Source organism: Paenibacillus sp. FSL K6-0276 (assembly GCF_037977235.1).
In the GTDB taxonomy this organism is placed as follows: domain Bacteria; phylum Bacillota; class Bacilli; order Paenibacillales; family Paenibacillaceae; genus Paenibacillus_AQ.
Window position 1 is genome coordinate 4,785,159 of the sequence record NZ_CP150276.1, and the last position, 15,071, is coordinate 4,800,229.

General features: G+C 45.0%; 11 protein-coding genes. 2 read left to right on the forward strand and 9 right to left on the reverse strand.

The window, feature by feature from the left end; genetic code table 11:
- Window positions 1-84: 84 nt before the first annotated feature.
- The 4 genes from MHH52_RS22680 to MHH52_RS22695 form a co-directional block, all read right to left on the reverse strand.
- Window positions 85-1,344: a zf-HC2 domain-containing protein gene (locus MHH52_RS22680; protein ID WP_340004545.1), complete on the reverse strand. Its 1,260-nt coding sequence runs from the start codon at window positions 1,342-1,344 to the stop codon at window positions 85-87.
- Window positions 1,341-1,889 (reverse strand): sigma-70 family RNA polymerase sigma factor, encoded by a 549-nt coding sequence (locus MHH52_RS22685; protein WP_036677530.1) that lies wholly within the window; start codon window positions 1,887-1,889, stop codon window positions 1,341-1,343. Before MHH52_RS22685 ends, MHH52_RS22680 begins: the two co-directional genes overlap by 4 nt.
- Before the next feature lie 373 nt (window positions 1,890-2,262).
- Window positions 2,263-2,499 (reverse strand): hypothetical protein, encoded by a 237-nt coding sequence (locus MHH52_RS22690; protein ID WP_313637985.1) that lies wholly within the window; start codon window positions 2,497-2,499, stop codon window positions 2,263-2,265.
- A gap of 235 nt (window positions 2,500-2,734) precedes the next feature.
- Entirely contained in the window at window positions 2,735-3,376 is a 642-nt protein-coding gene (locus tag MHH52_RS22695) for a bifunctional 2-keto-4-hydroxyglutarate aldolase/2-keto-3-deoxy-6-phosphogluconate aldolase (protein ID WP_340004546.1), read from the reverse strand.
- A gap of 345 nt (window positions 3,377-3,721) precedes the next feature.
- Between MHH52_RS22695 and MHH52_RS22700 the strand changes: the two genes are divergently transcribed.
- Entirely contained in the window at window positions 3,722-4,672 is a 951-nt protein-coding gene (locus MHH52_RS22700) for a sugar kinase (RefSeq protein WP_340004547.1), read from the forward strand.
- 754 nt (window positions 4,673-5,426) lie between these two features.
- Here MHH52_RS22700 and MHH52_RS22705 read toward each other — a convergent pair.
- The 4 genes from MHH52_RS22705 to MHH52_RS22720 form a co-directional block, all read right to left on the reverse strand.
- Entirely contained in the window at window positions 5,427-6,443 is a 1,017-nt protein-coding gene (locus MHH52_RS22705) for a LacI family DNA-binding transcriptional regulator (protein ID WP_340004548.1), read from the reverse strand.
- A 275-nt stretch (window positions 6,444-6,718) separates the two neighbouring features.
- Window positions 6,719-9,385, reverse strand: a complete 2,667-nt coding sequence (locus MHH52_RS22710) for a ComEC/Rec2 family competence protein (protein WP_340004549.1) — start codon at window positions 9,383-9,385, stop codon at window positions 6,719-6,721.
- A 511-nt stretch (window positions 9,386-9,896) separates the two neighbouring features.
- A complete protein-coding gene (locus MHH52_RS22715) occupies window positions 9,897-10,415 on the reverse strand; it encodes a dCMP deaminase family protein (protein WP_340004550.1) in 519 nt (172 codons plus the stop codon).
- A 115-nt stretch (window positions 10,416-10,530) separates the two neighbouring features.
- The gene (locus tag MHH52_RS22720) at window positions 10,531-11,193 is read right to left on the reverse strand and encodes a helix-hairpin-helix domain-containing protein (protein ID WP_340004551.1); all 663 of its coding nucleotides are present in this window, start codon (window positions 11,191-11,193) and stop codon (window positions 10,531-10,533) included.
- 186 nt (window positions 11,194-11,379) lie between these two features.
- Here MHH52_RS22720 and comER point away from each other — a divergent pair, with 186 nt between their 5' ends.
- Window positions 11,380-12,231 (forward strand): late competence protein ComER, encoded by an 852-nt coding sequence (comER, locus tag MHH52_RS22725; RefSeq protein ID WP_340004552.1) that lies wholly within the window; start codon window positions 11,380-11,382, stop codon window positions 12,229-12,231.
- A gap of 59 nt (window positions 12,232-12,290) precedes the next feature.
- Here comER and leuS read toward each other — a convergent pair whose 3' ends face one another.
- A complete protein-coding gene (gene leuS, locus MHH52_RS22730) occupies window positions 12,291-14,741 on the reverse strand; it encodes a leucine--tRNA ligase (protein WP_340004553.1) in 2,451 nt (816 codons plus the stop codon).
- Between the last annotated feature and the right edge of the window lie 330 nt (window positions 14,742-15,071).

The window sequence follows — 15,071 nt, forward strand, 5'->3', positions numbered from 1 at the left end:
ATGTTCTGCAAATCCTATACTTTCTAGTTCCTGTCCGGTTGCTATAGTATATTCCGAAACTTCGAAAAATGTTCCAACCTCACTTTAATTTGTTGACAATGAAGTTGGTGTACTCTCTGGTGTTGCCGATGGCGACGCAGCTGGAGTAGAAGAGGTAATCCCTGCTTTTTGCACAGTGTACACCTTGGTAGTATTAACACCATCTTTCTCCGTCACATACGTGAACTGCGAGCTATCCGCCGACCATTCTCCAGAAATCCAATTTCCCTCTAATGGATAAGAAGTCACTGCTATCCTATCTTCCACTGAGCCTTCGGGTGAATTCTTATAAATAACAAGCTGTAATCCAGCAAACTCAACCGCATAATGCCCATCAGGAGAAGTCCAAGTCTGCACATTAGAATCATTAGAATCCATAGCAATGTTAAAGCCCATAGCTTCTTTTCTAAAGTCATTAGCAATATCTAATGATTCCTCCGTAGGTGGCGCTGAATCAGCTGCGATCCTTTTATCTATAGAAGCAGGTTGATCCTTCTTATCAGCTTTGGACTGATGATTACTAGTGTCGCTAACATCCGGGGTTTGAACTTTCGTTACAGTATCCGGCTTCGGCGTCATAATCTTCTCAGTAGGATTGGGCTTCACATTATTAGTTGGTTCTGGTATCGACCGTCCTCCAGATCCAGCATTAGTTTCTGTTGGAGAAGTCGGCATCGAAGCAGGGTCCAACGGCCCCATCACTCTGTCTAATGCAGCGTTATCCTCATTCACACCAGATGCAGCTGGTAGAGCCCCGGAATCCGTTCCGCTATTAGCAGGCGCAGTCTCATCTGAATTAGCAGAAGTAGAAGTTTGAGCTTGCGATTCAATAGCCATATTATTAGCACTATCGCTGGTCGCTTTACTACTATCCTGCATTATTTGTTCTACCTCTGCCCCGGGCATTTTATCCGGCATATTAAAAATAGCTATCCCTAATATTACGGCAGCTGCGATAGCACCAATGCCTGTCCGTGTTGCTATAGAGGTTCCCTTGGAAGGTTTACCGCGGGAGCTTTCACGTGAAAATGGAACTACAACTGGCTCCTCGGTTCTCATAGCGCTTTGTTCACGACTGCTTCGATCCAATTCTGCAAGCTGAGGTAAAATAGAGTCAACCAGACTAAACGGGGGTTTCACGTCTGGCAACTGCTCCAATTCATTGGAGAGAAGTGTCAGCCGCTCAAAGACTTCCGCGCAGGAAGGACAATTATCGATATGACGGAACATTTCAACAATCTCATCTTGGCTCAAATCTTTGTCTAAATAGCGGTGCATCCATTCCATCACCTCCGCGCATTTCATCCCGATACACCACCTTTCTGGTACTCCTGAAGTCTATTCTGCAGCTGCTGTCTGGCCCTAAACAGGTAAGATTTCACTGTATTCAAAGGCAAATCCAGGCAGTCTGCAATCTCGTTGTAAGAAAAATCTTGTAAATAGCGCAGGACGATGACTGTCCGATGATGCTCGGGCAATTGATCAATCGCTTCACGTATATCCTCGGCTAAATAAGAGGATAGAACCTCACGTTCCACATTGTGTTTATCCTGAAACACCATTTCGTGCTCATCAATAGAAACTGTAGGTTTAGTTCTTCTGAATTTATCAATGCAAATATTGGTAACGATTCGCTGAACCCACGTTTTGAACTGGGCCTTTTCCTCATATGAACCGATTTTGGTATAAACCCGGATCAAGGCCTCCTGAGATGCATCCAGCGCATCTTGTTCATTATGCAAAATGTAGAAGGCAGTCTTATATACATGCCCTTCAATTTCTCGCAATAGGGTGATTAGAGCGTCGCGATCGCCCGCTTGAGCGGCTCTGATGAGTCCCTGCTCCACCACGAAGGTTCCCCCTCTCTATGCAATCTTACTGACGCGCAAGACTGCGAATTTGTTGCAACCCTGTAATTAATATTTTTAGAATACCAAACTTTTCTTAAAACGTCATGTTAAGCCATCTTTATACAGCGCTATCGCGCATTACGCAGCCAATAATTCCTACTAAGCATACAGGGGAAACTTCAATCATTCAAATACTCTTTTGGATAACTTTGTAACAAAAATGACACAAGTATAAACGCCTTCAGCGTCCCTATAAGGACGCTAAGCGTTTAGGTAAGAAATATCTCCCATTTCCAAAAGAAACGGCTTATTCTCCCGTCGGAAAAGAAGCCGTCAGTTAATAAGCAATAACCTCACAATCGAGCACTTAACTCTATTTATATAACACAATTTTGCAGAGCATGAACACCGCGTAGTTGTCCCTAGTTTCATCATCCACAACATACGCTTCTCCATTCTCAAAAATATGAGGGTTATTGTAATTTCGCTCTAATCTATAGATCTGGCCTTCCGTTACCTTACAACCCTGGAATGCCGACTCAATTTCTACGTATTCGGCATCCTCTTCGTCAGCTGCTTGATACAGCCTTTTATCATGATAAGCAGGCATATACTCACTCCCGGTCGGATAATAAACCATTCCAATTCATTGACGTTAGTCAAGCATCACGACTCTTCTACTTTATAGTTTATTGTCTTTGTCCTCATTCTATACTTTGCAAAAAACATATAATGCAATGTAGATGAGGTTAGCAGAAAATAATATAAAAAAGGTTGTATAACTGACATTTGTCAGCTATACAACCTTCAATAATCCATCTATTGAAATTAAGAAACAAACAGAATTAAATACCTTTTACCTCTTTAAACTTCGCCACATACTGAGCCGCAAGTTCGGTAATCTGATCGTATCGACCATCCTTCGCCGGTGCAGTCAAATTGCCCCCGATACCTACGGCTATACAGCCGTTTGCAATCCACTTTTCCATATTATTCAGATCCACGCCACCTGTTGGCATAATGTTCACATGCGGCATAGGGCCTTTAACCGCTTTCACATAATCCGGACCAAAAGCACTACCAGGGAACAACTTAAGCACATCCACACCAAACTTCAATGCTTCCTTCATTTCATTTAATGTCATGCAGCCAGGCATGTACGGAATACCATAAAGATTACACATCTTAGCTGTCTCTGCTTCAAAAGAGGGACTGACCACAAATTCTGAGCCTGCAAGAATGGCTATTCTCGCCGTTAATGGATCAAGCACAGTCCCTGCTCCAATCACTGCGCGATCTCCGTACTCCGCTACCAATCGTTTAATCGCCACATCCGCATCAGGAGTAGTGAAAGTTACCTCAATATTATTCAAACCGCCTTCAATACAAGCAACGGACATTTTAAAAGCTTCCTCAGCACTATCAGCACGAATAACGGCTACAACTCCAACGGACGCTACATTCTGCAATACTTTCATTTTCTTCATCAGTAGACTCCCTTTCATTTGGTACGATCATAGATGAATATGAAACACTAATTTAGATAAACTTTTTTATTAAATTTACTAATCATTACGATATAATCTATAATCAGATAGTAATAACAATACGGTTAACAGTCAATACATTTTTATGAATCTTAGGATAATCATTTATCAAAAAGATTAATTAACCCTTTCATTATAAGGATTTATATCTTATTTGTTTTCTTTTATCCAAAACACAATTCGGATTAAAAATCATTCTTTTATTGTACAAAACCGATTTATGTGATAATTTCAAGTTACACATCATTATACTGGGATAAATTCATTACCCTAGGAGGAACTCAAATGAGTAAACAGCTGGATGCCGTCACTTTCGGGGAGCCGATGGCGATGTTTTATGCGAATGAAACGGGTCCCCTGCATGAAGTATTTTCGTTCTCCAAAGCGTTGGCAGGTGCCGAGAGCAATGTAGCTACAGGCTTATCACGCTTAAATCATCCTACAGGTTATGTTACCAAGCTTGGCGAAGATAACTTTGGTCATTTCATTGCTCAAGCTATGAAGAAAGAGAATATTGATACCGACAACATTACTTTTACTAAAGAAACTTCAACGGGTATGTTGATCAAATCAAAGGTTGTTACTGGCGATCCTAAAGTCGAATACTTCCGCAAAAATTCCGCGGCCTCCAAGCTTAGTCTGGTTGATTTTGACGAGGCATACTTTAATTCTGCTGGACATTTGCACGTAACAAGTATCTCCGCCGCCTTATCCAAGAGCTGTCATGAATTCTCTATTCACGCAATGGAATTTATGAAGAGACAAGGAAAAACAGTCTCCCTTGACCCTAACCTGCGCCCTAGCTTATGGCCGGATACGGAAACGATGGTGAACACGATCAATGATTTGGCTACACGCTGTGATTGGTTCCTTCCGGGACTCGGTGAAGGCAAAATCCTTACAAGTCTGAATACGCCAGAAGAGATTGCAGACTATTATCTGGCGCGTGGCGTTAGCTTAGTCGTCATCAAGCTTGGACCTGAAGGCGCTTACTATAAATCCTCTGAAGGAGAAGGATATGTAGACGGATTTAAGGTGGAGCAGGTCGTTGATACCGTAGGTGCAGGTGATGGATTTGCAGTTGGTGTAATCAGTGCGATGCTGGAAAAGCTTCCGATTGCTGAGGCCGTCAAACGCGGTAATGCAATCGGCGCGTTAGCCGTCATGTCGCCAGGCGATATGGATGGACTTCCGACCCGTGAAGAGCTTGCGAAGTTTATGCAGCAGGAGGTTTAAGCACATAGATTTGATATGGGACTCACAACCTCCAGGCATTCGCTCATGATCTGCCTTGTCCCATCTTTAACCACTATCGGCTGTACAAATGGGGGTCCGCATTTCTGGGGCATTTATGCCCCGCTTTCTGCTTCTTCTCAGTCTCAATCCCTGGTATAGGGAATTCCTCCCTTTAATTTTGCGTTTTAGTCTATAAATCGAAGAATATAGGGAAAACCTCCTTATAATTCATCAGATTTTGACTTATTTCGGGTTTTATCCGAATTTATACGGAGGAATTCCCTATACTCATTGATAACAAACGGAATCCTAAAAATTTATAGGGAGTAATTCCCTATAATCCCGAATCCCTCCACTCACATCGCACAATGAAAATGTTATTCCCTTATTCATTTATACCTTTCGCTGAACTAAGAAATCCTGCAAACATGCAGCTTTTTCTACAGATATCCTCTACATTAAGTCCAAAAACTGCACAGGTACAGGTACATCTTCACATATGGTCGAAGTCTTCTTCCGGAGCAATAATAACTATTTATTTACAGTAATAATATTTTTACCATCCTCAAATTATTTGAAAATGTACCTTTGCAGGGTTTATTCGCTGGCTATAATTACTGATTAGTTAACTATCTGCATCTTTGAGCTACCTCGTGCTATTTAGCCCTTGATCAATCCTTACATTTACGTAAAAAAATGCCGTCTCACAGTTGAACTGTGGAACGGCATTTTTTTGTATTTTTATAGCATACGCTTATTTATAAGATTTCACAGACTGCCCTTGTTGCAAGGTCGGCGGGAAACGATAGGTGATAGGAACGGAAGCGCCCTTATCCTCGATACTAGAGAGTATAATCTTAGCAGCTTGCATGCCCATTTCGTAAGCAGGCTGACGAATCGTTGTAATGACCGGATTATAAATTTGCGCGAACTCCGCATCATCTATACCGATGACAGACAATTGTTCCGGAATAGCGATGGCATTTCGATTCGCATATTTCAAAATCTCTGCTAACGTGATATCATTCGTAGCCAATAGCGCTGTCGGAGGTTCCGGCAACGCTAAAAGGCGCTTCAGACCTGTAGCTAATTCTTCTTTTGGCACACTACAAATATACTCTTCATGCAGCGTTAGGCCCGCTTCTTCCATCGCCTTTTTATAACCACTGATCCGCTCTTTACGAGGGGTAATGGCATGCTCACCTAACGGTAGGGACACTAGGGCAATTCGCTCATGCCCTTGCTGCGTTAGCTGTCCCACACCTATCTTGGCCGCCATTTCATTGTCGAGCAATAAACTCTGCGTGGTGATTCCATCTACCAGACGATCCATAAACACTAGCGGAAAATCGCTCTCAATCAGTCGGCTGTAGGCAGATGGATTGTTCCCCGTCGGAAAAATAATCAAACCGTCCACCTGGCGGGCGACTAAGGTTTCGACGTACTTGCTTTCTTTTTCCACATTCTCATCGGCATTGCATATGATTACTTGGATTCCGTGTTGCTGCAGCTCGTTCTCGATCGCCCGAATACACTGGATAGACAGCGAATAATCGATATTAGCAACGATGATTCCGACCATATGCGTCCGATTCTGTTTCAGACTGCGTGCAAGACCGTTCGGTTGATAATTAAGCTCCTCAATCACAGCCTCGATCCGATTCTTTGTCGCTTCACTCATATATTTAAAACGTTTGTTCAAAAATTGGGAGACCGTACTCTTCGACACTCCTGCTTTTTGAGCTACATCATCAATCGTTAACTTCTTCATCACTTCGGCTCCACTCTTCTCAAAAGAAAATACTTTATCAAAAAGTATAGCTTTTATTGGGTGAATTATCTACTGGGGAGCAGTTCGACTATTATAATCTTTAAGAATCTCCTTTTGTTGCTCTTCCGATAAAATTGCCCACTCTTCGTTCTATTACACAAAGTGCAATGAGAGGCGCTACGCACATCCCCTCCCCTCTCCTTCAATACTCTGTCACTCCCCTAATTTATTTGCATCCTTCTATCCATCCTATCTTCTTATCTAACTACCTTTTCCTATCTCTTACTCCCCAACTTATACCGCACTTCAATCCGATCTGCCCGTACCCGCATCTGTATCTCCCCCTGCTGGTCCGTCCGGAATATAGCTGCTTGGTTATCCTGCAATCGCTCCAACACCTCAGCTTTCGGGTGACCATACAAATTATTAACACCTGCTGAAATTACCACTGCTGCAGGCTGCCAGAATTCTAACCAAGCTTCGCCAGTGGATGTCTTGCTCCCATGGTGAGCCACCTTCAGCACATCAATAGCAGGTCCAGCGCTGATGCCCTTCTGCCGGGCTAGCTGTACAATCTCCTCCTCGGCTTCCAGATCCATATCTCCCGTAAATAGAAAGTTCCTGCCATTCATTTCTAAGCGAAAAGCTACCGAGTCGTGGTTCTGCTCTTCCAGTAGAGGGATACCAACCAACGGTGGAGTACCCGCCGCTTTTCCATCCCTTCCCTCCGGCCACAAAAAGGACAGCTCCGTCTTGTCATCCGGGGAAAGGGTCATTCCTTGATGCACAGCATGCAGCTGAACATCCCTCTCTAGTGCAGTCCTCATCATCTCTATATAAAACTGGCGATCAACTAGCGTCCCATTAAAAAGCAATGCCGAGACCGGAATCTCCTCCAATACGGCTCGGAGTCCTCCGGCATGATCCTGATCTCCATGTGTCAAAATAATCGCATCTAAACGGTGGATACCACGTTTTTTCAGCAATGGCACCAGCACTTTAGCTCCTACCTCGAACGGACTTCGGCGAACGCGCCACTCTTCTTTTTGACCAAAGTTTAAGGTTCCACCTCCATCCACTAAAATATGTGCTCCGCTCGGTGTAGTTATGAGAATACTGTCGCCTTGTCCGATATCCAGATAACTAATCGTACCTCTTCCTGCCTGACCATCCGACTGATAACCCTTATACAGCAATATCCCCAATCCAACGGCTGATAGTAGAACAATCACTCCGCTCCAGCGTCCAACCATGGAAGCACCAAAAGCAAACTGTGCGCTCACCGATCTCCCATGCACACCATAATTATTCACTGGTAAACCCACCTCCGCTAATGGCCTCGTCTCGTCCTCCATATATTGCGGTGCAGAACGAGCATCCTTTCTCAGCTTGGCAACGTATAGCAGCCCATACAACAAGACATAGTACACCCCAATCCACTGCAATGAGGGCGAGCCCCAAATCAGCACTCCACCAGTAAATTCATTGATCCACTCCACTGCGTAGAAAGTAAAGTTGTTCAGTAGCTCCGTAACCTGTGCCATTACTTCTGCGACATCTTCCCACAGTCGTCCAAGCAATAGCGCAATCGTCCCTAGCGGCAATACTACAAAAGTAATAAAAGGCACAAAGACCAAATTGGCGACAAAGGACAGTAGCGAAAACTGATTAAAATAATAAATCGTGAGCGGAAACGAAACCAGCTGCGCTACTAGAGTCACAGAGACGGCACCTTTAAGCCAGCGTGGCAGTGCGCTCAGAAGAGGATTCATAAGCGGAACATATACCATTAAGCCTAAGGTCACCAGAAAAGACAGCTGGAAGCTGACACTGAGCAGCATATAAGGATTCCAGATCAACATAACCAGTGCCGATGCCGCTAAAATATTCAGTCCATCCTTCAGTATTCCAATTCGCGCAGCGAGCAAGGCAATCATACTCATCAGCCCCGCACGCACAATGGACGGACCCGCACCTGACAAGAGGACGTATACTGGAACAAGTATGAAGGTGAGCGTTAGCGCGGTCTCTTTTGTCAGGCGTAAGCGCCTGAACAGAAATAAAAGAACACCTACATACACAGCTACATGCATACCTGAAATAGCGAGAATATGCGTCAAACCGAGCTGAGAAAACTGCTTAAAGGTATCCGGATCGAGATCATCCTGCATCCCAATGATTAAGCCCTTCATATACCCAGAGTGACGTTCTTGAAAAAGTTGATCCAGTTCTGCCCCAAGGACCATCCGCGCGCTGTCATTTAAGCGAAAAATCGTTAACGGACTCCATGAATCTGGAACGGTTGCCCTCACATTTTCCGCTCCCTGTCCCTTTAGAAGCCAGTGAATCTTCTTCGTATGTAAATAAGCACGATAATCGAACCCTCCAATATTACGCGCTACTGCCGGCTCTTCCAGCACACCGCTAAGCAGGACCTCATCCCCTCTTCGCCACTTCCCTGCGACAGCAATTTCTTGCTCGGCCAGAAGTTTGATTTGCACTGCGATTAACTCCCCCTGGACCCTTTTATCTTGTTCATCCATAGGATCAGATGCTTTCTCATCACCCACTGCAAGCAAGTTCATATGTGAGAGCTTCATTATAAAATCAACCCGATCCCCATCCCGTTCCACGACAGAAACGATCGTACCTCTTACTTCCACGGAACTCTCATTCAGTTCTGCAATCGTGACACCCAGTGCTTCAGTAATTCCACTAATGTTGCGAGCCTCGTTCCATTCCCAATATCCGATCGATAAAGTGATGGAAAAAGATAACATGGCTATGTATTTCCAGCTCATTGTTCCCCACACCATCAGACTCACCAGTAAAAATATTAACCCAACCCACGCCAATAGCAGTCCGCTCCCTGAGCATAAGCAAGCCACTGCACTTCCAGCCACCCAGCATACCGTAAAGCTTAACAAGGGTCTTTCCTTCACGCCCCCATCCCCCTTTCACAATACTGGATAAAAAAATCTTTCATGAGCCTCGGCTCATATCCCACAATGCGAATGTTATTCCCTTTTATTCATCCATACTTTTCGCTGCGTACCTTTCGCCGGACTAGAGAAAGCCTGCCAATGTGCAGCTTTTTGAACAGATATCCTCTTCATGAAGTCCAAAAACTGCAAATATACAGGTATATCCTCACTTATGGTTCGCTGACTTCTTCTGGAGCAAAAATAACTGCAGATTTGCAGGAATTCTTGTTTTTCCCCTCCTCGTATCAGTAAAAGATGTACTATTGCAGGTTTATTCACCGGTTATCATTACTGCTTAGTCAACCATCAAACCAACAGCATCTTTGAGCTACACCGTGCTACTTATTCTTGCGTCCTTCTTTGATCGATCCTTTCATTTACGAAAAAAAAGAACCTCTGCATACGCCATAAAAGCGCACGAGAGGTTCTTCCTCAAGTTATCTTATTAAATTGGTGTTGTACAGTACAGCTATTCCGACACTTTGATCATCGTTTCACTTGGCGGCTCATAATTTTCCAATTGGCGAAATATGATGCCCTTGGCAGCCATCATCGCTTCAACCTTTTCCATATCCTTACGGTAAGGTCGGTAATACACGATTTCCACTATTCCACTGTTCGCCAGCATATTAGCGCATGTCCAGCAAGGTTCATCCGTCACGTAGACAGTACTTCCTTCCCGGTCGCTCCGGTCTGTAAATAGCAAAAGATTCTGTTCCGCATGAATCGTGCGAATACAGCGCTGTTTCTTCACCATAGTCTCTAAGCCATCAACGATCTCCATCTCATATTGCTCCGAAAGCATACAACCTGCCTCCGAGCAATCAGGTACGCCCATTGGCGCCCCGTTGTACGCGGTACCAAGTAGCTTCTTGCCTTGTACCAGTACAGCACCTACATGTCGACGATTGCAGCGTGAACGAGTTGAGACCATGCAGGCAATGTCCATGAAATAAGTATCCCAGTCTTTGCGATAGGTAGCAGTCATAATCAATCTCCATATCCTTCTAAATAGTTGTTAACTATTGTAGCACATCCCCGCAAGTTTTCACTAGGACAACGGTTGTAGTACATCCAACAGCACTTTCGATACCTTTTTATCGTCAGAATATTACTAACGGCTTTAACTTCTCCAGCATTTTAGGTCCTATTCCCTTTACCTTCCCCAAATCAGACAGGCTGCGAAAAGCCCCCTCGCGATTTCGGTAATCGATCATAGCTTGAGCTTTCTTCTCTCCGATGCCTGGGAGATCCATCAGTTCCTTAGCACCCGCTGTGTTCACATTGATTTTACCTTCCTGTGAAGCAACTGATGCGGATACTTCCAGCGCCCCTGCAGCCTCAACTGATTTATCCCCAGCAGGCGTTTGGCCTCCTGCCTTCGTTCGCTCTCCCCCAGCATTCTGTCCAGCGACTGCCGTACCCTTTTCATCTACTGGAGTTTGGACAACTTGTTCTGTTTGTGCAGCATCCTTAACCTTCTGAGCGTCTTCAGCCTTCCCAGAAGCATCAGTCTTCCCAGCAGCTACAGTCCGAACTGCATCTTTCCCAGCACTTTGCTTATCATCCTTCGTCTGTTGACTTCCCTCACTGCCCTCTGCTGCTGAGGTTTCACCAGGCTCAGCGACTCCAATCGCTTGTTCCATGCTTGCATTCAAGGTTTCCCATCCGGCAATGCCGGAATCCCCCTTACTCCCTGACGACCATAGCAGTCCACCACCCAGTAAAGCTACAGCTACTCCGAGCACTATACTCCCTTTATTCAAAATGCGCTCCTCCTCAGAAAAATTCGTCCTATTCTTTTTTGTGAATCTTCATACATTCCTTTATTTGGAATCCCCTTTAATAATTCATACAAAACCTGTCATTTGTCCAAGGCTATCTTGCATACATATAACGAAGAGAATTCATGTCAGTTAGTAAAAAGCAACGCTAGAAAGGAGGAACCACAGGTGAAAGTAGGATTTATCGGAACAGGCAGCATGGGCAGCCTGCTGATCGACGCCTTTCTTTCTTCCGGAGCGCTAGAACCGTGTGATGTACTTGCCAGCAACCGCAGCCTGAACAAGCTGCTGGAGCTTGAAAAGCGTCACCCCGGCATTTCCATTTGCGGAAGCAATAGGGATACAGCGTTAGGAAGTGATATCGTTTTTTTATGCGTAAAGCCACTTGAATTTAAAACCTTAACAGATGAGATCAGCTCATGTCTCCGGAGTGAGCAAATCGTCGTATCTATTACAAGTCCAGTTCAATTGCATCATCTGGAATCCGCTTTGCCGTCCAAGATTGCCAAGATCATCCCAAGCATCACGCACTGCGTCAAAAGTGGGACTTCACTGTGCATATTTGGCAGCAGGCTTAATAAAGAAGACAGGCTTGTACTGCTACAGCTGTTGTCTTTCATAGGTGTTCCCTTGGAAATCCAAGAAGCACATACCCGAATCGCTTCTGATTTCTCCAGCTGTGGACCTGCGTTCTTAAGCTATTTCATTGAGCGCTGGATTGAAGCAGCAGTAGAGGCCACCGGAATTGAAGAGACATTAATCAGCCGACTCGCTGGTGAAATGCTGCTTGGAACAGGCAAATTGCTGACAGAAGGGGAGTTTACCCCCCAAGAACTTCAAGATCGGGTCGCTGTTCGCGGGGGCATTACCGCAGAAGCGCTAAACCACTTGCGTACCAGTCTAGAAGGTGTATTTGAACGCCTCATCACGACTACGCATGATAAATATGATGAGGATGTCATTAAGCTTGATGAACTATTCGGACATGACACTATTAATCAGGGTCCTAAAGAGCGTTAGAACAACAAAGCCCGCAGCACGGATTACTCCGTTGCTGCGGGCAGAATTGCGTTCTTCGCTTAACCCACTACAATATTTACAAGCTTGCCAGGAACCGCAATAATCTTGCGTACGGTTTTACCTTCTACAGCTGCACTCACATTAGGGAGTGACAGCGCATGAGCTTGCATTTCTTCCTGACCCATATCCAGCGGAATCAATGCGCGTTGTACGATTTTACCATTAACCTGAATAACGATTTCAACCTCAGCATCTACCGTCCATGCTTCATCATAAGTTGGCCAAGCCACGTAGCTAATACTTCCTTCATGACCAAGCAGCTGCCACAGCTCTTCAGCGATGTGTGGCGCCAGTGGTGACAACATTTGTACGAAGTGTTCCGCAGCTTCTTGGGACAAAGTTTCTTGCTTATAAGCATCGTTAATAAAGATCATCAACTGGCTAATCGCCGTATTGAAACGCAGATGCTCGAAATCCTCGGTGACTTTCTTAATCGTTTTGTGCCAAGTACGTTTGAACTCATCCGTACCGCCATCTGCTGTGATTTTGGAATTGAGCTTACCTTCCTCATTCACGAACAGGCGCCATATACGGGACAAGAAACGGTGAACCCCTTCAACACCCTTTTCATTCCAAGGCTTGGTTGCTTCCAGAGGACCCATAAACATTTCATAGACACGCAGTGTATCCGCACCGAAAGCTTCAACAATCTCATCAGGGTTGATGACATTTCCGCGTGATTTACTCATTTTTTCATTGTTATTTCCAAGAATCATGCCTTGGTTAACCAGCTTATGGAAAGGCTCTTTCGTTTCCACTACGCCGATATCATAAAGCACCTTGTGCCAGAAACGTGCATAGAGCAAGTGAAGTACTGCATGCTCCGCTCCGCCAATGTATAGATCCACTGGAAGCCATGCTTTTTGCTTCTCTGGGGAGCACAGCTCTTGATTGTTTTTCGGATCAATATAACGCAGATAGTACCAGCAGCTACCTGCCCATTGTGGCATTGTGTTCGTCTCACGACGAGCTTTCATGCCTGTCTCTGGATCGATAGTTTCCACCCACTCGGTTACATTTGCAAGTGGAGATTCTCCTGTACCCGAAGGTTTGATGGCATCTACATCAGGCAGTACCAGCGGCAGTTGGTCAACTGGAACAGTCTTCATTGTACCATCTTCCAGATGCAGAATCGGAATCGGCTCTCCCCAGTAGCGTTGACGGCTGAACAGCCAGTCACGCAGACGATAAGTAACTTTTCCTTTACCTACGCCTTTCTCTTCCAGCCAAGGAATCATCTTCGCAATCGCTTCTTCATTCATAAGTCCATTCAAGAATTCAGAATTGACATGCGGTCCATCTCCGGAATAAGCCTCTTCTTCAACGTTACCACCTTGAACGACTTCCACGATATTCAGGCCGAATTGTTTCGCAAATTCCCAGTCGCGAGCATCGTGACCTGGAACCGCCATGATCGCTCCCGTTCCGTATCCGGCAAGTACATAATCTGCAATCCAGATCGGCGCTTTAGCGCCATTCACAGGATTGATTGCATACGCACCAGTGAAGACACCAGTCTTCTCTTTGGCCAAATCTGTACGTTCAAGATCGCTCTTATGGGAAGCTTTAACGCGATATTCTGCAATAGCTGCACGCTGAGCTTCTGTTGTAATGGCATCTACCAGTTCATGCTCTGGTGCTAATACGCAGTAGCTTGCTCCGAACAATGTATCTGGGCGTGTTGTAAACACCGTCAAGCTAGCATTGTGACCTTCAATTCCAAAGTTCACTTCTGCGCCTGTTGATTTTCCGATCCAGTTGCGCTGCATATCCTTGATACTTTCGGACCAATCCAGCTCTTCCAGATCTTCCAGCAGACGTTCAGCGTATTCAGTAATTCTCAGAATCCATTGACGCATTGGTTTGCGAACAACTGGATGTCCTCCACGCTCACTTTTACCGTCAATAACTTCTTCGTTGGCAAGTACTGTACCCAGTGCCTCACACCAGTTCACTGGTACTTCAGCTACATAAGCCAGTCCCTTGTTGTACAACTGGATGAAAATCCACTGCGTCCATTTGTAATAATCTGGATCAGTCGTGCTGATCTCGCGGTCCCAATCGTAGGAGAAACCAAGCGATTTGATCTGACGACGGAAATTATCGATGTTCTTATCCGTAAAATCACGTGGATGCTGACCCGTATCCATCGCATACTGCTCTGCTGGAAGTCCAAAAGCATCCCAGCCCATCGGGTGCAGCACGTTATAACCACGCATCCGTTTGTAGCGGGATACGATATCCGTTGCTGTGTAACCTTCTGGATGACCTACGTGCAGTCCTGCACCTGAAGGGTACGGGAACATATCCAGTGCATAGAAATTCGGTTTGGTTGGATCCTCACCTGTCTTGAAACTTTTGTTCTCATCCCAGAACTTTTGCCACTTGGGCTCAATAGTCTGCGCTTGGTAACCACCGGCGGGTATACTGTTTGTTTGATTGTCGCTCATTGTCTGCTCCTCCTTGGAGTGTTACTACTTAGATTTCTTAACCAAGCATAAACGCCTTCGACATCCTTATAAGGACGGTAAGCGTTTATGCGAGAAATATAAGACATGAAGTATTGCGTGAAACATATACTCTCTTATATTTACAAAAAAACCTCCCATCCCTAGCGTATTATCGCTAGGGACGAGAGGTTATAATTCCCGTGGTACCACCCTAGTTAGCGGCTGAATATACTTTATTCTGCCACTCACTTTGCACCCTTTAGCGGGGGTGAGGCGACGGCGGTTTACTCGAGGACATCCATTATGACTATTGGATATCCTGAAACTTGC

What these genes read in the sequence shown, in the direction of transcription:
- leuS (WP_340004553.1), bottom strand. Translation starts at nt 14,741, where the DNA reads ATGAGCGACAATCAAACAAACAGTATACCCGCCGGTGGTTACCAAGCG.
- MHH52_RS22705 (WP_340004548.1), bottom strand. Translation starts at nt 6,443, where the DNA reads ATGAAGAAGTTAACGATTGATGATGTAGCTCAAAAAGCAGGAGTGTCG.
- MHH52_RS22690 (WP_313637985.1), bottom strand. Translation starts at nt 2,499, where the DNA reads ATGCCTGCTTATCATGATAAAAGGCTGTATCAAGCAGCTGACGAAGAG.
- MHH52_RS22680 (WP_340004545.1), bottom strand. Translation starts at nt 1,344, where the DNA reads ATGAAATGCGCGGAGGTGATGGAATGGATGCACCGCTATTTAGACAAA.
- MHH52_RS22715 (WP_340004550.1), bottom strand. Translation starts at nt 10,415, where the DNA reads ATGACTGCTACCTATCGCAAAGACTGGGATACTTATTTCATGGACATT.
- MHH52_RS22700 (WP_340004547.1), top strand. Translation starts at nt 3,722, where the DNA reads ATGAGTAAACAGCTGGATGCCGTCACTTTCGGGGAGCCGATGGCGATG.
- MHH52_RS22695 (WP_340004546.1), bottom strand. Translation starts at nt 3,376, where the DNA reads ATGAAGAAAATGAAAGTATTGCAGAATGTAGCGTCCGTTGGAGTTGTA.